Consider the following 19,578-nt stretch of genomic DNA (forward strand, 5'->3'; position numbering starts at 1 on the left):
GCGCGGTGCGCACGCAGAATTTCACGGACCGGACGCGCTGGGTAGCTGGAGATACACCGGCTTATCCGAACAAATCAGCGGTAGTCGTCCTCGTCGAGGGAGACGACCCGGGTCTGTTCGACGGCGTCGGCCTCGCTGGCGGCGTCCGGGTGGACGTGGCTGAGCGGCTCGTCGCGCTCCTGCCGTACGTCCGTGTGCTGTTCGGCGGCGTCCGCCTCGGGAGTCTCCTGGGCGAGCTCCACGGCGTCGTCGTCTTCCTGGAACACTTCGGGGTCACTGGGGTCGAGGGGCATGATTGCTCCCTTTTGGAGGGCTTGGTTACGAGCCTATGGGCTAGCTCTGCGCACCGCTATGCGATCTGTGACGGCGAACACATGAACCACGGTGTGATCGTCTCGTAACATTGCCGCATGTCTTCGACCGACCTGCCGGAAACCCTTGCCGCCGCTGTCGCCCCGGCTCCCCGGGTGGGCGCGGTCCGGGTGGCGGACGGTGAAGAGCTGCGCTCGGTGAGTCTGCCCGGGCTGACGCTGAACATCCGCGCCCGTCCGAATCAGAGATCCGGTCTCGAACCCGCCCTGTTCGTGCACGGGCTCGGCGGCTCGTCGCAGAACTGGTCCGCGCTGATGCCGCTGCTCGACGACAGGCTCGATTGCGAGGCCGTGGACCTGCCCGGCTTCGGCGACTCCGCGCCGCCGGACGACGGCGACTACTCGGTCACCGGCCACGCGCGCGCGGTGATCCGGTTCCTCGACTCGGCCGGGCGCGGCCCCGTCCACCTCTTCGGGAACTCGCTGGGTGGCGCCGTCGCCACCCGGGTCGCCGCGGTCCGCCCGGACCTGGTCCGCACCCTCACCCTGGTCTCGCCCGCGCTCCCGGAGCTGCGCGCCCAGCGCACCGCCTGGCCGACCGCCCTGCTCGCGGTGCCCGGCGTGGCCTCGCTGTTCACGCGGATGACCAAGGACTGGACGGCCGAGGACCGTACGCGCGGGGTGATGGCCCTCTGTTACGGCGACCCGGGCAAGGTGAGCCCCGAGGCCTTCCGGGCCGCGGTCGAGGAGATGGAGCGGCGGCTGCGGCTGCCGTACTTCTGGGACGCGATGGCCCGATCGGCGCGGGGGGTCGTCGACGCGTACACCCTGGGCGGGCAGCACGGGCTGTGGCGGCAGGCCGAGCGGGTGCTCGCCCCGACGCTGCTGGTCTACGGCGGCCGGGACCAGCTGGTCGGCTTCCGGATGGCGCGCAGAGCGGCGGCCGCGTTCCGGGGGTCGAGACTGCTGACCCTGCCCGACGCCGGGCACGTGGCGATGATGGAGTACCCGGAGGTGGTCGCGCAGGCCTTCCGGGACCTGGTCGACGACTGCGGAAACAGGAGCTGATCCGGGGCGTGGGACGACACAGCCGACCCAAGGGCGCCGCAGGCACTCCCGAGTCCACCCGCACCGCCGAGACCACCGGGCCCGTGCCCGTGGTGGACGGCGGGCAGGGCGCGGGCGGACGCCGCCGCGCCGACGGCCCGCCGACCGGCCCGGTACCGAGGATCCGCCCGGTCCCGGGCGACCCCGCCCCGCAGCACTACGGCGGCACCCCCGCGCACGGCGTGCCGCAGGTGCGCGGCGGCCACCCCGAGCACCACGAGGGCGGGGGCGGCTGGGGCGAACCCGCCGCACCGCACGCCGACGACTGGCCGGCCATGTCCGGCCCCGGTGTCCGAATACCGGGACCCCGGCGCGAGTACGTGGACGCCTTCGACGGCGCCGACTGGACCGATACCGGCACCCACCGCGTGGCCGAGCCGGGCGACACGGGCTCGCACCGAAGGCCGGAGCCCACGGACACGGGCACGTACCACCGGGTCGCCCCCACCGATACGGGCTCCCACCGCAGGGTGGACCCGGCCGACACCGGCTCCCACCGCAGGGTCGCCCCCGAACCCCAAGCGCCCCCCGCCCCCCGGCCGGTCCCCGTTCCCGAGCGGGTCGAGACGGCGCCCGAGGCCAAGACCGCCAAGGCGGCCAAGTCGGGGAAGTCCGGCAAGGGTTCCAAGGGCCGGACCCTCACGGGCATCGCGGCGGCGGCCGTCACCACCGTGCTCGCGGTCGTGGTGGCCGGGCAGGTCACCTCCGACGGCGGCCACAAGACCGGCGCCCAGGCGGCCGACGACAACGGCCGGGGCACGGACGGGCCCGCCTCCCGCTCCAAGGACCGGGCGACGCCCGAGCAGGCGGCCCCGGTCAAGCCCGCCTCGTACGAGCAGAAGATGGCCCTCCAGTACCCGATCGACCCGAAGCTGAAGGGTTCCGGCGAGTTCGAGACGGTGCCCGGGGCCGCGGCGGCGCCCGGCAAGGGGCGCAAGTACCGCTACCGGGTGGACGTCGAGAAGGGCCTCGGTCTGGACGGCAGCCTCTTCGCCGAGGCCGTGCAGAAGACCCTCAACGACGACCGCAGCTGGGCGCACGACGGGGCCAGGACCTTCGAGCGGATCTCCTCGGGCAAGCCCGACTTCGTGATCACCCTGGCCAGCCCGGGCACCACGGCGACCTGGTGCGCCAAGTCGGAGCTGGACACCGCCGAGGAGAACGTCTCGTGCGACTCGGCCAAGACCGAGCGCGTGATGATCAACGCGTTCCGCTGGGCGCAGGGCTCCGAGACGTACGGCGCCCAGGCGATGTACGCGTACCGGCAGATGCTCATCAACCACGAAGTGGGACACCGGCTCGGCCACGGCCATGTGAGCTGTCGCACTCCCGGGGCGCTCGCTCCGGTGATGCAGCAGCAGACCAAGTCCTTGGACATAGACGGGATCAAGTGCCGTCCCAACCCCTGGGTCTACCCGACTGGTTGAGACCAGCCGGACCCCGCTGTCCACACTGTGGGACAACTGTCTCAATCTCGGTTGACAGTGGACAGCGGGGCTTTGCATAGTTCTCGGCATGCCGCACCGTCCCGTCACCCCCGCACGCGCCGCCATCGAGCTGGCGCTGATCGGCGTGACCGGGCTCTGCGTAGCCGACATTCACTGTTGCTGACGCCCGCTCGCGCGCAGTTTTCTTTCACTAGCGCCCGGGTACTTCCGTCTTTGCTCATCCGCGCGGGCGCGCAGCACTCCCTCTTGTTCGAAATTGCTCGAAGACCATGACGCCGTCATGGGCCGAGACGCTCGCCCGCGTCCCCTTTGCCCTGTACGTGCAGTCACCGAGAGGTCTTCATTCCGATGCGTCAGATGTCCGGAAACGTCGCAAGAGCGGCAGCGATAGCCGTGGTTCTCGCCGTGGGCGCCGTCGCCTGCGGCCCCGATGACAGCGGCGCCAAGAACGCCGGCGGCAGCTCGGACGGCAAGCCCCAGAAGGGCGGCACGCTCTCCGTCCTCAACAACGAGCCGCAGACCGACTTCGACCCGGCGCGGCTCTACACCTCCGGCGGCGGAAACGTTCCGTCCCTGGTGTTCCGCACGCTCACCACGCGCAACCGCGAGGCTGGCGCCGAGGGCACCAAGGTCGTCCCGGACCTCGCCACCGACACCGGCAAGCCCAACGCCGACGCCACGGTGTGGACGTACACCCTCAAGGACGGCCTCAAGTACGAGGACGGCTCGCCGATCACGACGGCCGACATCAAGTACGGCATCGAGCGGTCCTTCGCGGCCGAGCTCTCCGGCGGCGCGCCCTACCTGCGCGACTGGCTGGTCGGCGGTGACAAGTACGAAGGCCCCTACAAGGACGGCGGCAAGGGCCTCGCCTCCATCGAGACGCCCGACGCCAAGACCATCGTCTTCCACCTGAACAAGCCCGAGGGCGAGTTCCCGTACCTGGCGACGCAGACCCAGTTCGCGCCGGTCCCCAAGGCCAAGGACACCGGTACCAAGTACGAGTCGCACCCGGTCTCCTCCGGCCCGTACAAGGTCGTCAAGAACGAGAACGACGGCGAGCACCTGGTCCTGGAGCGCAACCCCAACTGGTCCGAGGCGACCGACGCGGAGCGCAAGGCGTACCCGGACAGCATCGACGTCCGCTCCGGCCTGGACGCCTCCGTCATCAACCAGCGCCTGTCCGCCTCGCAGGGCCCGGACTCGGCCGCCGTCACCACCGACACCAACCTCGGCCCGGCCGAGCTGGCCAAGGTCGGCGGCGACAAGGCGCTCGCCGGGCGCGTGGGCACCGGCCACTTCGGCTACACCAACTACATCGCCTTCAACCCGAAGGTGAAGCCGTTCGACGACCCGAAGGTGCGCCAGGCCATCGCGTACGCGGTGGACCGCAGCTCGGCCGTGAACGCGGTCGGCGGCTCCTCGCTCGCCGAGCCCGCCACCACCTTCCTGCCCAACCAGAAGGCGTTCGGCTACACCGAGTTCGACCACTTCCCGGCCGGCGCCTCCGGCAACGCCGCCAAGGCCAAGGAGCTCCTGAAGGAGGCGGGCCACGCGGACGGCCTCACCGTCACGCTCACCCACTCCAACGCCAAGGGCGGCCCCAAGGGCCCCGAGGTCGCGACCGCGCTCCAGGACGCCCTGAAGAAGGCCGGGATCACGGTCAAGCTCCAGGGCCTGGAGGCCAACGACTACAACGAGACGATCCAGAGCGTCAGCAAGGAGCCCGGCTTCTTCCTGCGCGGCTGGGGTGCCGACTGGCCCTCCGGCGGCCCGTTCCTCGCCCCGATCTTCGACGGCCGCCAGATCGTCAAGGACGGCGCCAACTTCAACACCGGCCTGCTGGACGACCCCTCGGTCAACAAGGAGGTCGACGAGATCAACAAGCTGACCGACCTGGCCGCGGCCGCGCCGCGCTGGGGCGCCCTGGACAAGAAGATCGGTGAGCAGGCCGTCGTGGTCCCGCTCTTCCACCCGGTCTACAAGCGACTGGTCGGCAAGGACATCAAGAACGTCGTCATCAGCGACTGGACCGGTGTGCTCGACATCTCCCAGGTCGCGGTCAAGTAGCCATGAGTGAGGCCTTGTTGGCCTCTCAGGCGGGAGCGGCCCAGGTGGCCGCTCCCGCTTCGGGGGCCCGTCAGTTCTGGCGGCGGCTGCGCGCCCAGCGCGCGGTGACCGTCGCCGCCGTCGTGTTCGCGCTGCTGGTGTTCGTCGCGCTCGCCGCGCCGCTGCTCACCGCCCTGGAGGGGCAGGACCCCAACGCCTTCCACCCCGCCCTGGTGGACTCAGCGGCCGGCGGTGTGCCCAAGGGCTCCTTCGGCGGGATCAGCGGCGACCACTGGCTCGGCGTGGAGCCGCAGACCGGCCGCGACCTGTTCGCCCGGCTCGTCTACGGCGCCCGGGTCTCCCTCGGCGTCGCCTTCATCGCCACCCTGGTGCAGGTGTTCATCGGGGTCAGCCTCGGGCTGCTCGCCGCGCTCGGCGGGCGCTGGGCCGACCAGGTCATCAGCCGGTTCACCGACGTGGTGGTGGCGCTGCCGCTGCTCGTCATCGGCCTCGGCCTGATCGCGATCGTGCCCGACTCCGTGCCGCGCCCGGTCCTGATCACCGCCGTCATCGCGGTGGTCGGCTGGTCCGGCACCTCCAAGATCGTGCGGTCCTCCGCGCTCAGCCTCAAGTCGCTCGACTACGTCTCGGCGGCCCGGCTCAGCGGCTGGGGCAGGCTCGCGGTCGCCCGGCGCGAGCTGCTGCCGGCGCTGGCCGCGCCCGTCATCACGTACGGCGTGCTGCTCGTCCCCGCCAACGTCTCCATCGAGGCGGCGCTCTCGTTCCTCGGCGTCGGCATCAAGCCGCCCACCCCGTCGTGGGGGCAGATGCTCACCGACGCCAACACCTGGTACCAGTCGGCGCCGACCTATCTGCTGCTGCCCGCGGGCTTCCTGTTCGTGACGGTCCTCTCCCTCACCGTCGTCGGCGAGGGCGTGCGCACCGCGCTCGACCCCCGCGCCGCCTCCCGGCTCAAGGTGGGCGTCAAATCCCGCAAGGACGCCAAGTCCCGTAAGGAGGCCTCGAAGTGACGGGCTTCCTGCTGCGACGGCTCGGCGGCGCGGTCTTCGTGCTGCTCGCCCTCTCCGTCGTCGTCTACCTCGTCTTCTACGCCGCTCCCGGCAACGTCGCCCAGATCGTCTGCGGCGAGCGCTGCTCCCCGGCCCAGGTGGCCCAGGTGCACGACCGCCTCCAGCTCGGCGACCCGATCTACGTCCAGTACTGGCACTTCCTTCAGGGGCTGTTCGCCGGGCGCGACTTCTCCTCCGGCGTCGGCGTCGTCCACTGCGACGCGCCGTGCCTGGGCCTGTCCTACCGCCAGGACTCGCCGGTCACCGACATCCTCGTGAACAAGCTGCCCGTCACCGGCTCGCTGGTGATCGGCGCCTTCGTGCTGTGGATCCTGCTCGGCGTCGGCACCGGGCTGCTCTCCGCGTGGAAGCGCGGCGGCGCCATCGAGCGGACGCTGACCGGGCTCACCCTGATCGGCTTCTCCACCCCGGTCTTCGTGATCGGCCTGGTGCTGATCATCGTCTTCTGCTCGACGCTCGGCTGGCTGCCGTTCCCGCAGTACACGCCGTTCTCGGACAACCCCGAGCAGTGGTTCTGGGGACTGCTCCTTCCGTGGATCTCGCTGGCGCTGATCGAGAGCGCCAAGTACGCGCGCCTGGTGCGCAGCTCCATGCTGGAGACCCTGGCCGAGGACCACGTGCGCACCTTCCGGGCGTACGGACTCACCGAGCGGGCCATCGTCGGCAAGCACGCCCTGCGCGGCGCGGTCGCCCCGGTCATCGCGCTCAGCGCGCTGGACGCGGGCTCCATGTTCGGCGGCGCCGTGCTCACCGAGTCGCTCTTCGGCATCCAGGGCATCGGCAAGCTCCTGGTGGACTCGGTCCGCCAGGTCGACCTGCCCGTCGTGGTCGGCGTCGTCATGACGACCGGATTCTTCGTCGTACTGGCCAATGCCGTCGCGGACGCGCTGTACGCGATGGCGGACCGACGGGTGGTGCTCCAGTGACCGAGGCTACGACTGAGGCCCTGGTGGAGGTCGTCGACCTCGGCATCTCCTTCGGGGAGACCCGGGCCGTGGACGGGCTCTCCTTCAGCCTGGCGCCCGGCGCCGCGCTCGGCGTGGTCGGCGAGTCCGGCTCCGGCAAGAGCGCGTCCGCGTACGCCCTGCTCGGCCTGCACCGGAGCACCGGCGCCGTGGTCGACGGGACCGTCCGGGTCGCGGGCACCGACGTACAGCGGGCGTCCGACGCCGAACTGCGGCGGCTGCGCGGGGGAGTGGCGGCGATGGTCTTCCAGGACCCGCTCTCCTCCCTCGACCCGTACTACGCCATCGGCGACCAGATCGCCGAGGTCTACCGGGTGCACCGGGGCGGCTCCAAGCGGGCGGCACGCGCGCGTGCCGTCGAGGTGCTCGACCGCGTCGGCATCCCGGACGCGGCCCGCAAGGCGCGCTCGCGCCCCCACGAGTTCTCCGGCGGCATGCGCCAGCGCGCGCTCATCGCGATGGCGCTGGCCTGCGAGCCCAAGCTGCTCATCGCGGACGAGCCGACCACCGCCCTCGACGTCACCGTCCAGGCCCAGATCCTCGACCTGCTGCACGGGCTGCGCCAGGAGACCGGGATGGGACTGCTGCTCGTCACCCACGACGTGGGCGTGGCGGCGGAGAGCGTCGACGACGTCCTGGTCATGCGGCAGGGCCGCGCGGTGGAGCGCGGGCCCGTACGGGACGTGCTCGGCGCGCCCAAGGCCGCGTACACCAAGGAGCTGCTTTCGGCCGTGCCGCGCCTGGACGCGGCGAAGCCGGCCGCCTCCGACGCCGGAGAGCCGCTGCTCGAAGCCCGTGACCTGCGCAAGGTCTTCGGGCGCGGCAAGTCGTCGTTCACCGCCGTCGACGGCGTCTCGCTCACCGTGCGGCGCGGCGAGACGCTCGGCGTGGTCGGCGAGAGCGGCAGCGGCAAGACCACGCTCGGCCGGATGCTGGTGGGCCTGCTCGACACCACGTCGGGCACGATCCGCCGCGACGGCACCGCCGTCCAGATGGTCTTCCAGGACCCGGTCGCCTCCCTCAACCCGAGGCGCTCGATCGGCGAGTCGGTCGCGGACCCGCTGCGCGCCTCGGGCGTACGGGACGAGCAGCGCATCCGCGCGCGCGTGGGCGAACTCCTGGAGCGGGTCGGCCTCGACCCGGACCGCTACGACCGCTACCCGCACGAGTTCAGCGGCGGCCAGCGCCAGCGCGTCGGCATCGCCCGCGCGCTGGCGGCCGAACCGCAGCTGATCGTCTGCGACGAGCCGGTGTCCGCGCTCGACGTGACCACCCAGGCCCACGTCACCGAACTCCTCGCGGAGCTCCAGCGCGAGCTCGGCCTCGGGCTCGTCTTCATCGCGCACGACCTCGCCGTCGTACGGCAGGTCAGCGACCGGGTCGCGGTGATGCGCCGGGGCCGGATCGTGGAGGAGGGCGCGGTGGACGAGGTGTACGGCTCGCCCAAGGACCCGTACACCCGGCAGCTGCTGGCGGCCGTCCCGACCGTCGACCCGGTGCTCGCGGCGGTGCGCCGCGCCGCCCGCAAGGAGCTGCGCGAGCAGCTCCGCGAGCAGGCGGGCGCGGCCGGCCGCGACGAGGTGGCCGCAGCCTGACGCTCTGTCACTCTCCCGCCCCGTAGCGCGACGGAACGCGACCGGGGAGGGAAAGTTACGTGCATTCACCCCTTCCGGTGGCGCGATGGACAACCGTCCATCGCGCCACCGTCGTATCCGCTTACGTTCTTCCCGCTGCGAGTCGCCGGTGCAACGGCGGCCGCCCACCAGGGAGATCGGGGGTGCGTACATGCGGATCGGACTGCTCACCGACGGCGGCTATCCGTACACGACCGGCGAGTCCAGGCTGTGGTGCGACCGGCTCGTGCGCGGGCTCGCGCGGCACGAGTTCGACATATACGCCCTGAGCCGCACGGCGGCCCAGGAGGAACGCGGCTGGGTGGCCCTGCCGCCTCAGGTCCGCCGGGTGCGCACGGCCCCGCTGTGGGCCCCGCAGGAGTGGGCGCACGCCCGCACGGGCGCGCAGGTGCCGCGCCGCCTCGGCCGCCGCGAACGGCACCGCTTCGCCACGTGCTTTCGCGAACTGGCCGGAGCGATCTGCATGGCCGGACCGGGCGGGGCGGCGGAGGGCGGGAGTACGTCTTCGGGGCAGGCCGCGGCGCCCGGCAGGGGCGGGCCGCTGAGCGGGGTGCCCGGGCAGCGGCCGGGCGGGAGCGCCCCGGCCTCGGACCCGAACGCCCTGACCATCACCGACCTGACCGTCTCCTTCGACGCGCTCGCCATGGAAGGGCAGGTGGTGGTCGGCACGGCGGCTTCGGGCGGGACTTCGGGCGCCGGTACCGGTGCCGGGGCCGCCGCCCCGGGCGGTTGTTCGCGGTTCGCCGAGGCGCTGTACGGGCTGGCCGACCTGGCCCGCGAGTGCGGCGGGCTCTCCGGCGCGCTGCGCTCCGAGACGGCCGTGCGCGTACTGGAGGCCGCCTGCCGCACCCCCGGCGCGAGCCGCGCGGTGCAGGCCGCGCGCGTCCCCGACTACCTCGCCTTCGCCGACCTCCTGGAACGCGCCCTGCGCCCCCTCTCGCTCGACTGGTACGACGCGGCGGGCCTCGGCGACGTCGACCTCTGCCACGCGGCCGGAGGCGGCTCCGCCGCCCTCCCGGGCCTGCTGGCCAAACGCTTCTTCGGGGTTCCGCTGCTGGTCACCGAGTACGGGGTGCAGCTGCGCGCGCAGTACCTCGCGGCGGGCGACGCGCGCGTCCCGGTACGGGCGCTGATGGCCGCCTTCCACCGGCGGCTCGCCGCCGAGGTGTACGAGCGGGCCGCGCTCATCACCCCCGGCAACACCCACACCCGCCGCTGGCAGGAGAAGTGCGGCGCCGACCGCGCCAAGCTGCGCACGGTGTACCCGGGCATGGCCGCCGACCGCTTCCAGACGGTCGGCGAGGAGACGAACGGGGGCGACCCCACCACGCTGGTCTGGGTCGGCCGCGTCGACCCGACGAAGGACCTCATCGCCCTGCTGCACGCCTTCGCCGAGGTCCGCCGCGCGGAGCCGGACGCGCGCCTGCGCATCTTCTACGCGGGCCAGGCGTCCGGGGCGGTGGGGTACGTGGATGGTCGCGGGTCGGGCTCGGCGGGGTTCGGAGGGGCGGGCCTCGGGGCCGGTGTGGAGTACGGCTCGGGATCGGGATACGGGGGCGGCTCGGGATTGGGATACGGGGTCGGCCCGGGGTACGCGGGCGGCCCCCACTACGGCGCCGCCGCCCAAGGGTTCGGCGCCCCCGCCTCCCCCCTTTCGCCCGAGTCCGCCGCCTACCTCGCCCACTGCCGCGCCCTCGCGGCCCAGCTCTTCCCCGACGAGGCCGTGGACGCGCACGCGGTCGGCGACAACCCGGTCTCCTTCGAGGAGATCGGCGGGCCCGGCGCGCCGGAGCTGGCCGACGCGTACGCCAGCGGCAGCGTCGTCGTGCTCTCCAGCGTCGTCGAGGGCTTCCCGGTCAGCCTGGTCGAGGCGATGTTCTGCGGCCGGGCCACGGTCTCGACCGACGCGGGCGCGGTGGTCGAAGTCATCGGCGGCACGGGCCTCGTGGTGCCGCCGCGCAACCCGCGCGCCCTGGCCGACGCGTGCGTCGCGCTGCTGCGCGACCCCGAACGCCGCGAACGGCTGGGCGCCGCCGCCCGCGCCCGCGCCCTCGAACTCTTCACCGTCGAGCAGAACCTCGCGGCATTTCGCGGCATTTACCTGGAGCTGATGTCCCACTGCCCGGTGCAGCGCGAGGCCGTGGACGAGAGCGGCGACCCGGTCCTGTTCGCCCACCCGGCCGAGGCCCACGTCCCCGGCAGCTGGGCCGCCATGACCGCCCCGTCCACGGCCGCCGGGCACGCCCCGAGCTGGGCGGACGGGGGCGCGCGCGGCGGTACGAGGAGTACGGGCACGGCCCGCCCGACCACCCGGAGCTCGGCCCCGCCCCCCTCGGACCCGCCCGGCATCGCCCGCCCCGGCTCCGCCCACGCCGAGGAGGCGACCCGATGACCCGCCCCCCGACGACCCGGCCGACGGACGGCCCCGCCGACAACGACATCCCGCGCGCCCCCGAGAGCTCGGGCGCCTGGGACATCCGCTCGGAGGCCCTCCTGGCCGACCCGGTCCCGAAGCGCCCCACGGGCGTACGGGGCCAGCGCCTCCCGTTTCCCCCGATCCCAAGGGGCAACTCGGCCTCGGTGGAGGGGAGTTCGAAGGGGGCGGCCAACGTGTCGAGGGGGGCGGCGAGCGCGGCGCGTACGGAGTCCATCCCCGCGAACTCCGCCCGCCCTGCGTCCGGTTCGCCCTGGGAGACCCCGGCGGCCCATGACTCCGTGGCAGCCGAGGACCCCACCGAGGTCGAGAAGGTCACCGAGGTCGACGAGCCCACCGAGGCCGACGAGCCCACCGCCCCCCGGCGGTCCGCGCCCCCGGACCAGCCCTCCGCCGGGCCCCAACGCCCCCGCCCCCGTCGCGGTCCCGCCGACCCCGTAAGGGCGCTCATGCACCGGCACCGGGACCTGTGCGAGCGGGCCGTCGACCCGCTGGAGATCGCCGCCGGACTCGAAGCGCACGGGGTGACCGACCGGACCGCCGCCCGCTTCCGGCACCGGGACGTGTTCTCGCTCGCCGAGGAGCTCTACGCGCGCGTGCCGCGCGGCACCGAACCGCCGCGCCACGACCTGGAGCCCGCACCCCAGCCCGCCGGACGGCCGTTCCGGGTGCTGCGCGCGCTGCTGCCCGGTGCCCTGTGCGCCCTCACCGTGACGGCCAGCCGGATCACCGTCGGCGGGGCACGGCTCGCCGCGATCGCCGCCGGGGCCGCCGCCGTCGGCGCCGCCTTCGCGTACGCCGTCCGGCGCGGCCCCCTGCGGACCGGCCGCGGCGCCGGGCTGCCGTGGGCACTCTGGCTCGCCGCCTACGCCGTCGCGGGCAACGGCCTCCTGGACGCGCTGGTCGCGGGCGGCCCGGACGGCGGCCCCGTCGGCGCCGACGGCTGGGGCGCCGACCCGGCGGCCGCGGTCGGCCTCACCCTGGCCGTCGCCCCCGCCACCTGGTGCGCCCGCCTCTTCGCCGTACGCGCCCGGCGCGGCCTCGCCACCAGCCGCGGCCTGGAGGAGTTCACCGGCCGCTCCCGCCCCCTGCTGCTCGGCGCGGTCGCCCTGTTCCTGACCGTCCTCGCCGCGATCCTGCTGACCGGCCGACTCGCTTACGGGCACGGCTCGTTCGCGTCCGCCGCCGCACCCGGCGCGCTGCTCTTCCTGGCGCGGCTGCTCACCCTGCACGGCTTCGCACCGGCCGCCGCCGCCGGACTGCGGGCGGCGGCCTGCGCCGAGGCGGCCGCCCTCGCCCTGGTGCTCGCCGGCCGCCTGCCGGGCTGCGGCGTCCTCGCCCGCCCGGTGACCGCCGCCGTCGAGGCGGGCGGCGCGGGAGCCGTCCCGGCCGCGATCTGCGGCGCGGTCGCCCTCGCCCTGCTCGTCCGGGCCACCGCGGTCCTCGCCCGCGCCTCGGCCCACTCCGTACGCCCACCCACCCCCGAACAGCACTACACGCATTGACGCGCACTGATGCCCGAAGGAGAACGAGACACATGACCGCCCTGCCCCCGGCCTCCTGCCGACCGCACGGAAAGGCCGTGCGATGAGGGTGCTACTGCTCGGTGCCAACGGATATCTGGGCCGTTTCGTCGCCGACCGACTGCTCGCCGACCCGGCCGTCCAGCTCACCGCGCTCGGGCGCGGCGACGACGCCGACGTCCGGTTCGACCTCGCCTCCGGCAGCCCGGGAGCCCTGACCCGCTTCCTGGACGCCGTCCACCCCGGGGTCGTGATCAACTGCGCGGGCGCCACCCGCGGCGGCGCCCGCGAACTGACCCGGCACAACACGGTCGCCGTCGCCACCGTCTGCGAGGCCCTGCGCCGCAGCGGCTGCGGCGCCCGCCTCGTCCAGCTCGGCTGCGCCTCCGAATACGGGCCCTCGCAGCCGGGGTCCTCCACCGCCGAGGACGCCGTGCCGCGCCCCGGCGGCCCGTACGGCGTGAGCAAACTCGCCGGGACCGAGCTGGTCCTCGGCTCCGGCCTGGACGCCATCGTGCTGCGGGTCTTCTCCCCGGTCGGGCCCGGCACCCCCGCCGGGTCCCCGCTCGGCCGCCTCGCCGAGGCGATGCGCCGGGCCATGCAGTCAGGCGACGGCGAACTCAAACTCGCCGGGCTCGGTGTGCAGCGCGACTTCGTGGACGTCCGCGACGTCGCCCGCGCCGTCCACGCCGCCTCCCTCTCCGCCGCCCAGGGCGTCGTCAACATCGGGACCGGCCGCTCGGTGAAGCTGCGCGACGCGGCCGCCGTCCTCGCCCGGGTCGCCGGATACGGCGGCGCGCTGCACGAACTGGACGCCGGGCCGGGCCTGCGGCCGGGAGTCATCGGCGCCCCCCGCCCGTCCGCAGACGCCGTCCTGGAGCATCTGGCGGCCTCCCCGGCCCCGTACCCCGACGGCTGCGGCAGCTGGCAGCAGGCCGACGTCCGCACCGCGCGCGACCGGCTCGGCTGGCGGCCCCGCATCAACCTGGAGGAGTCCCTCGCGGACATCTGGATGGAGGCGGCGTGCCGCATCTGACCACCACCGGCGCCCCGCGCGCGGCGACCTCGGGACGGCTCGGGTTCGGCGTCCCCGGCTGCGCGCACCCCCTGGTCGCCCCGGTCGAGTGGGCCGAGCTGACCCGCCCGGGCACCCCGCTGCACTGGGCGGTCCTGAACGTCGCCGACGGCCCGGGCACCCGCCCCGACCCGCACTGCCTGGAAGCCGCCGGGAAGCTGCGCAACGCGGGCATCCGGGTCCTCGGCCACCTCGACACCGCGTACGGGACCCGCCCCTTCGGCGAGCAGATCTCCGACGCGCACCGCTTCCTCGACTGGTACCGCGTCGACGGCTTCCTGCTGGACCGCTGTCCCACGGACCGGGACGCGCTGCCGGAGGTGCGGCGCACGGTCTCGACCCTGAGAGCCCTGCGCGAGGGCGCCCACCTGGTCCTCGGCCAGGGCGCCCACCCGTACCCGGGCTACGCGGAGACCGCCGACCAGCTGGTCACCTTCACCGGACCGTGGAACGAGTACCGGTGGTCGCAGGTGGCCGAGTGGACCGCCGACTACCCGGCGGAGCGCTTCTGCCACTTCGTCCACGGGGTGCCCCGCACCCACCTCGACGAGGCCCTGCGGATCGCCCGCTGGCAGGGCGCGGGGACGATCTACTTCACCGACCGGGGAGACGCCGGGGGACAAATGAACCCATTCGAGACACTGCCCGGCTACTGGGACGAAATCGTCTCGCGTATCGGACCGGGTATCTCGGAATGAGAAGCGGCGTGGCAGTGTTGCGGGAAGAACAACCGTACTGACATACCGACCGACGGAGTTTCCGTGTCGCTGCCACCCTTGGTCGAGCCGGCCGCCGAGCTCACCGTAGACGAGGTCCGCAGGTACTCGCGCCACCTGATCATTCCCGATGTCGGGATGGACGGGCAGAAGCGGCTGAAGAACGCCAAGGTGCTCTGTGTGGGCGCCGGCGGCCTCGGCTCGCCGGCCCTCATGTACCTGGCCGCCGCCGGTGTCGGCACGCTCGGCATCGTCGAGTTCGACGAGGTCGACGAGTCGAACCTGCAGCGCCAGATCATCCACAGCCAGGCCGATATCGGCCGCTCCAAGGCCGAGTCCGCCAAGGACTCGGTCCTGGGGATCAACCCGTACGTGAACGTGGTCCTGCACGAAGAGCGGCTCGAAGCCGAGAACGTGATGGACATCTTCAGCCAGTACGACCTGATCGTCGACGGCACGGACAACTTCGCCACCCGGTACCTCGTCAACGACGCGTGCGTGCTGCTCAACAAGCCGTACGTGTGGGGCTCGATCTACCGGTTCGACGGCCAGGCCTCGGTCTTCTGGTCCGAGTACGGCCCCTGCTACCGCTGCCTGTACCCGGAGCCCCCGCCGCCGGGCATGGTCCCCTCCTGCGCCGAGGGCGGCGTCCTGGGCGTGCTCTGCGCGTCCATCGGCTCCATCCAGGTCACCGAGGCGATCAAGGTCCTCGCGGGCGTCGGCGAGCCGCTGGTCGGCCGACTGATGATCTACGACGCCCTGGAGATGCAGTACCGCCAGGTGAAGGTCCGCAAGGACCCCGACTGCGCGGTCTGCGGCGCCAACCCGACCGTCACCGAGCTCATCGACTACGAGGCCTTCTGTGGCGTCGTGTCCGAGGAGGCCCAGGAGGCGGCGCTCGGCTCGACGATCACTCCCCGGCAGCTCAAGGAGTGGATCGACGCCGACGAGAAGATCGAGATCATCGACGTCCGCGAGCCGAACGAGTACGAGATCGTCTCGATCCCGGGCGCCAAGCTGATCCCGAAGAACGAGTTCCTGATGGGCAACGCCCTCCAGGACCTGCCGCAGGACCGGCGCATCGTGCTGCACTGCAAGACGGGCGTCCGCTCGGCCGAGGTGCTCGCGGTCCTGAAGTCCGCGGGCTTCGCGGACGCGGTCCACGTCGGCGGCGGCGTGATCGGCTGGGTCAACCAGATCGAGCCGGAGAAGCCCGTCTACTGATCCCGGTCCCGGCCCGTAGGACATTTGTCCTGCGGGACCCGGGACGGTCATCTCTGCCGTGGTCGGTGCCCCCTGAGCGAAGCTCTTTCTTGTCAGCGAGAGAGCGCGAGCGAAGGGGGCACTGTGATGAGCACGGTGGCAATCGAGAACCAGGTCCGCACTGTTGGAGCCGAGGTCCGCACGGAGATTGAGGCGCACGTCGAGATCTCGGCGCAGGCCGCGGCCACGGCGCAGCCGGAGATCAAGGGCCTGCCCACCTGGTACTTCCCGCTGGTCGGCTGCTTCGCCGGGGTCTTCGACATCGCCCGCGCCTACCCGGTGGTCTACTGGCTGATCCCGGTCGTGGCCGCCCTGAACATCGCGCTCACGCTCACCGTGCTCCGCGCCCGGATGCGCTACATGCGGGCGCTCTGGAAGAACAAGCGCACCCGCCTGCTCGCCCTCGGTCTGCTCGGCGTCCGCTTCGCGGTCCGGTTCGGCCTGGGCTTCGCCGGCCTCGCGATGGGCGCGGCGAGCGGCAGCCTCACCGTCGGCATCGTGATGGCGGTGCTGGGCACGGCGATGGCCTGGGGCGACCAGTGGCTGATCCTGCGCACCCTCAAGCGCGCCCAGGCCTGACGGCCGCCCGGCCGGACCGAGGCCCGGCCGCTCCCGGTCCGCGCCCGCTAGGACGAGCAGACGGTCCCGTTCGCCGGGACCTTGCCGTCCAGCAGATAGGCGTCGACGGTCCGCATCACACAGGTGTTGCCCTCGGTGTACGCGCCGTGGCCCTCGCCCTTGTTGGTCAGCAGCACCCCCACTCCCGTGCCCAGCTTGTCCGCCATCTTCTTCGCGCCCTCGTACGGGGTCGCCGGGTCGCCGGTGGTGCCCACCACCAGGACCGGACCCGCCCCCGGGGCGCTCGCCTCCGGCACATCGCGCTCGCCCGGCACCGGCCAGTTCGCACACCAGCCGGCCGTGTCCCAGGCCAGGAACTCCCCGAAGACCGGCGATATCCTCCGGAACTCCGGCAGCAGCGCCCGCGCCTGCGCGGCGGTCGGCCGGGCCTTGCTGTCGTCGCAGGAGATCGCCCGCTGCGAGTGGCTCTGCGTCCCGTAACGCCCGCTCTTGGAGCGGTCGTTGTACGAGTCGGCCATCGCGAGCAGCAGATTGCCGGTGCCGCGCTCCTGGACCTCCGCGAGCGCCTGGGTGAGGTAGGGCCAGCTCTCCTTCGAGTACAGCGGCATGACGATGCCGGTCAGTGCCAGGGTCTGGTCGAGCTTGCGTCCGCTGGACGTGGGCAGGGGCCGCTCGTCGAGCCGCGCCAGGAGCTTCGCGATCCGCTCGGTGCCCGCCTTCGGCTCCTGGCCGGTCGACTTCAGGTAGTCGTCGAGCGCCCGCTGGAAGCCGGTGGCCTGGTTCCGGGCGTGGCCCACCGTGTCGGCGGTCGGGTCGACCACCGCGTCCAGCACGGTCCGCCCCACGTTGTGGGGGAACAAGTGGGCGTAGGTGCCGCCCAGTTCGGTTCCGTACGATATTCCGAAGTAGTTGAGCTTCGCGTCGCCGAGGACCTGGCGGAGCAGGTCCATGTCCCGGGCCGCGTTGCTCGTCGCCACATACGGCAGGACCTTCCCGGAGCGGCGGGCGCAGCCCGCGCCGAAGTCGGCGCCGTCCTTGAGGAAGGCCGCCTCCTCGGCCGGGGTGTCCGGGGTGGCGTCGATCCGCCGCTCGGCGTCCGCCTGCTCCTTGTCGTCGCGGCACACCACGCCGGAGCTCTGGGCGACGCCGCGCGGGTCGAAACCGACCAGGTCGTAGCGGGCGTTGAGGGAGCGGTAGGTGCTCGCGGCCCGGGGCAGGATGTCGACGCCCGAGCCGCCGGGGCCGCCGAAGTTGAAGAGCAGCGAGCCGATCCGCTTGTCCTTGTCGCGCGCCTGCTTGCGCACGAGCGCGATCGAAATGGTGTCACCGGCCGGTTTCGCGTAGTCCAGCGGCACCTTGACCTCGGCGCACTGCCACCCGGAGCTCTTGCACGAACTCCACTGCGGCCGCTGCCCGGTGAGCGCGTCCGGAAGCGCCCGCGCCTTGTCGTCCGTGCTCCGCGTCGGCGCGGCGGAGGCCGTGCTCTTCGGCGGGGCTGTGGCGTCCGAGTCCTTCCCGCCGGAGTCGCAGCCCGCCAGGAGCCCCGCCGCCAGCACGGCGACGGCAGCTAGTGCTCCTGCCCGTACACGTACAAGACCGTTCATGGACGCCCCCCCGCGGGCCGAGTGAATGGACCGAGTGAATCAAGTCCGGTCATCGTAGGCGGGCCCACTGACAACGCCCCCGCGAGCCCGCCCGGCACCGGCCCGGAGCCCGTCCGACGCGGGCCACGAGCCCGCCCGGGCTACTGGCAGACCGTCCCGGCCGCCGGGGCCTTGCCGTCCAGCAGATACGTGTTCACCGCATCCTGCACGCACTTGCTGCCGCTGTTGTACGCCCCGTGCCCCTGCCCCTTGTACGTCAGCTCCACCCCGACGCCCGGCCCGAGCTTCTCCGCCATGTGCTTGGCGCCCTCGTACGGCGTGGCCGGATCGCCGGTGTTGCCGACGACCACGATCGGCGCCGCGCCCGGTGCGCTCACGTCAGGGGTGCTCCACTGGCCGGGCACGGGCCAGGCGGTGCAGCCCAGCATGCCCCAGCCGAGGAAGTCGCCGAAAACGGCGGACGCCTTGCGGAACTCGGGCAGCTTGGCCTTCGTTTGGTCCAGTGAGTAGCGGTCCTTGAAATCAGCACAGTTGATGGCGGTGTTGGCCGCCTGGATGTTGCTGTAGGTACCGTCCTTGGCCCGGCCGTTCATCGCGTCGGACAGGGCGAGGAGGAGGGCGCCGTTCCCGCCCTCCGCCTCGTCCACGCCCTCCTCCAGGAGCTGCCAGTACTCCTTGGAGTAGAGCGCCTGGGCGATGCCGTTGGTCGCCTCGGTCTGCGTCAGCATGCGGGTGCCGCTGCCCGGGATGGGCTGCTTGTCGAGGCCGGTCAGCAGCTTGACGATGACGGCCTCGACCTCCTTCACGTTCGCCCCGGCCAGCTTGCACCGGTCGCCCCGGTCCACGCAGTCCTGGGCGAAGTTGTCCAGGGCGAGCTGGAAGCCCTTGGCCTGCCCCAGCGCGCCCTGCTCGGAGGTGCTGGTGGGGTCGACGACGGCGTCGAAGACGGCCCGGCCGACGTTCTGGGGGAACAAGTGGGCGTACACCCCGCCCAGTTCGGTCCCGTAGGAGATGCCGAAGTAGTACAGCTTGTCGTCGCCCAGGACCTGGCGCATCAGGTCCATGTCGCGCGCGGCGCTGGTGGTGCCGACATGGGGCAGGACCCGCCCCGAGTTGGACTGGCAGGTCGCGGCGAACGACTTCATGTTGTCGGTCAGGGACTTCTCCTCGGCCGCGTCGTCCGGCGTGAAGTCCTGCGCGAAGTAGCGGTCCAGCTGGCTGTCGCTCTCGCACTGCACGGGCGCGCTGGCGCCGACCCCGCGCGGGTCGAAGCTCACCAGGTCGTAGCGGGACCGGAGTTTGTCGTAGTCGCCCGCGGCGGCGGGCAGGGTGGTCACCCCGGAGCCGCCCGGCCCGCCGAAGTTGAAGATCAGCGACCCGATCCGCTTGTCCTTGTCACGGGCCTCGGCCCGGATGAGCGCGAGCTCCACCGACCCGGCGTCGGGCTTGTCGTAGTCGAGGGGCACGCGCATGGTGGCGCACTTCCACTCGCCCCCGCCGGGCGGCGGCGAGGGCGCGTCCCCGTTCCCCTCCGCCGGGGAGGGCGCGCCGCACTTCTTCCAGTCCAGCTTCTGGGAGGCGAGCGCCGACGCCTTGGCCGGGGACGACTCCTTGGTCCCGCTGTCGGAGCACCCGGTGGCGGCGAGCAGCAGGGCGGCGGTGGCGGTGGCGAGAGAGGCGGCACGCAGGGCGGCGGAGTTCTCCATGCCTCCCATCGTGGGCCCGTCGGCCGGGACCCGCGCGAAACCGCAGGCCATGCGGGTGGCCGGGGCCCCTGCG

The 19,578-nt window shown here is 72.9% G+C and carries 16 protein-coding genes; 13 read left to right on the forward strand and 3 right to left on the reverse strand.

What is annotated here, in order from left to right:
* Positions 1-74: 74 nt before the first annotated feature.
* Positions 75-293: an Rv3202a family protein gene (locus IE252_RS15735; RefSeq protein WP_190090018.1), complete on the reverse strand. Its 219-nt coding sequence runs from the start codon at positions 291-293 to the stop codon at positions 75-77.
* A gap of 117 nt (positions 294-410) precedes the next feature.
* On the opposite strand from IE252_RS15735, the gene IE252_RS15740 reads away from it, so the two are divergent.
* From IE252_RS15740 to IE252_RS15805, 13 genes are all read left to right on the forward strand, one after another.
* Complete coding sequence (locus IE252_RS15740) at positions 411-1,379, forward strand: alpha/beta fold hydrolase (RefSeq protein ID WP_190090019.1); 969 nt, start codon at positions 411-413, stop codon at positions 1,377-1,379.
* A gap of 8 nt (positions 1,380-1,387) precedes the next feature.
* Positions 1,388-2,845: a DUF3152 domain-containing protein gene (locus tag IE252_RS15745; protein ID WP_229848409.1), complete on the forward strand. Its 1,458-nt coding sequence runs from the start codon at positions 1,388-1,390 to the stop codon at positions 2,843-2,845.
* Between the two features lie 88 nt (positions 2,846-2,933).
* Positions 2,934-3,029 (forward strand): Ms4533A family Cys-rich leader peptide, encoded by a 96-nt coding sequence (locus IE252_RS44255; protein WP_317453741.1) that lies wholly within the window; start codon positions 2,934-2,936, stop codon positions 3,027-3,029.
* 185 nt (positions 3,030-3,214) lie between these two features.
* The gene (locus IE252_RS15750; RefSeq protein ID WP_190090020.1) at positions 3,215-4,936 is read left to right on the forward strand and encodes an ABC transporter substrate-binding protein; all 1,722 of its coding nucleotides are present in this window, start codon (positions 3,215-3,217) and stop codon (positions 4,934-4,936) included.
* Positions 4,937-4,938: 2 nt separating this feature from the next.
* The gene (locus IE252_RS15755; RefSeq protein ID WP_190090021.1) at positions 4,939-5,946 is read left to right on the forward strand and encodes an ABC transporter permease; all 1,008 of its coding nucleotides are present in this window, start codon (positions 4,939-4,941) and stop codon (positions 5,944-5,946) included.
* A complete protein-coding gene (locus tag IE252_RS15760; RefSeq protein ID WP_190090022.1) occupies positions 5,943-6,932 on the forward strand; it encodes an ABC transporter permease in 990 nt (329 codons plus the stop codon). Before IE252_RS15755 ends, IE252_RS15760 begins: the two co-directional genes overlap by 4 nt.
* Positions 6,929-8,566, forward strand: a complete 1,638-nt coding sequence (locus IE252_RS15765) for a dipeptide ABC transporter ATP-binding protein (protein ID WP_229848413.1) — start codon at positions 6,929-6,931, stop codon at positions 8,564-8,566. The genes IE252_RS15760 and IE252_RS15765 overlap by 4 nt, the downstream gene beginning before the upstream one ends.
* A 190-nt stretch (positions 8,567-8,756) precedes the next feature.
* A complete protein-coding gene (locus IE252_RS43180) occupies positions 8,757-10,997 on the forward strand; it encodes a DUF3492 domain-containing protein (RefSeq protein ID WP_229848415.1) in 2,241 nt (746 codons plus the stop codon).
* Positions 10,994-12,544, forward strand: a complete 1,551-nt coding sequence (locus tag IE252_RS15785; protein WP_190090023.1) for a hypothetical protein — start codon at positions 10,994-10,996, stop codon at positions 12,542-12,544. The genes IE252_RS43180 and IE252_RS15785 overlap by 4 nt, the downstream gene beginning before the upstream one ends.
* Positions 12,545-12,626: 82 nt before the next feature.
* Positions 12,627-13,598, forward strand: a complete 972-nt coding sequence (locus IE252_RS15790) for an NAD-dependent epimerase/dehydratase family protein (RefSeq protein ID WP_067163749.1) — start codon at positions 12,627-12,629, stop codon at positions 13,596-13,598.
* Positions 13,586-14,335: a spherulation-specific family 4 protein gene (locus IE252_RS15795; protein WP_190090024.1), complete on the forward strand. Its 750-nt coding sequence runs from the start codon at positions 13,586-13,588 to the stop codon at positions 14,333-14,335. Before IE252_RS15790 ends, IE252_RS15795 begins: the two co-directional genes overlap by 13 nt.
* A gap of 63 nt (positions 14,336-14,398) precedes the next feature.
* A complete protein-coding gene (gene moeZ, locus IE252_RS15800) occupies positions 14,399-15,577 on the forward strand; it encodes an adenylyltransferase/sulfurtransferase MoeZ (RefSeq protein ID WP_190090025.1) in 1,179 nt (392 codons plus the stop codon).
* A gap of 126 nt (positions 15,578-15,703) precedes the next feature.
* Complete coding sequence (locus IE252_RS15805) at positions 15,704-16,195, forward strand: hypothetical protein (RefSeq protein WP_190090026.1); 492 nt, start codon at positions 15,704-15,706, stop codon at positions 16,193-16,195.
* Between the two features lie 47 nt (positions 16,196-16,242).
* Here IE252_RS15805 and IE252_RS15810 read toward each other — a convergent pair whose 3' ends face one another.
* Together IE252_RS15810 and IE252_RS15815 are read right to left on the reverse strand one after the other, a co-directional pair.
* A complete protein-coding gene (locus IE252_RS15810; protein WP_190090027.1) occupies positions 16,243-17,799 on the reverse strand; it encodes an alpha/beta hydrolase in 1,557 nt (518 codons plus the stop codon).
* Positions 17,800-17,939: 140 nt separating this feature from the next.
* Positions 17,940-19,505, reverse strand: a complete 1,566-nt coding sequence (locus IE252_RS15815) for an alpha/beta hydrolase (protein WP_190090028.1) — start codon at positions 19,503-19,505, stop codon at positions 17,940-17,942.
* Positions 19,506-19,578 lie beyond the last annotated feature (73 nt).

It is taken from the genome of Streptomyces melanogenes, assembly GCF_014649795.1.
In the GTDB taxonomy this organism is placed as follows: domain Bacteria; phylum Actinomycetota; class Actinomycetes; order Streptomycetales; family Streptomycetaceae; genus Streptomyces; species Streptomyces noboritoensis.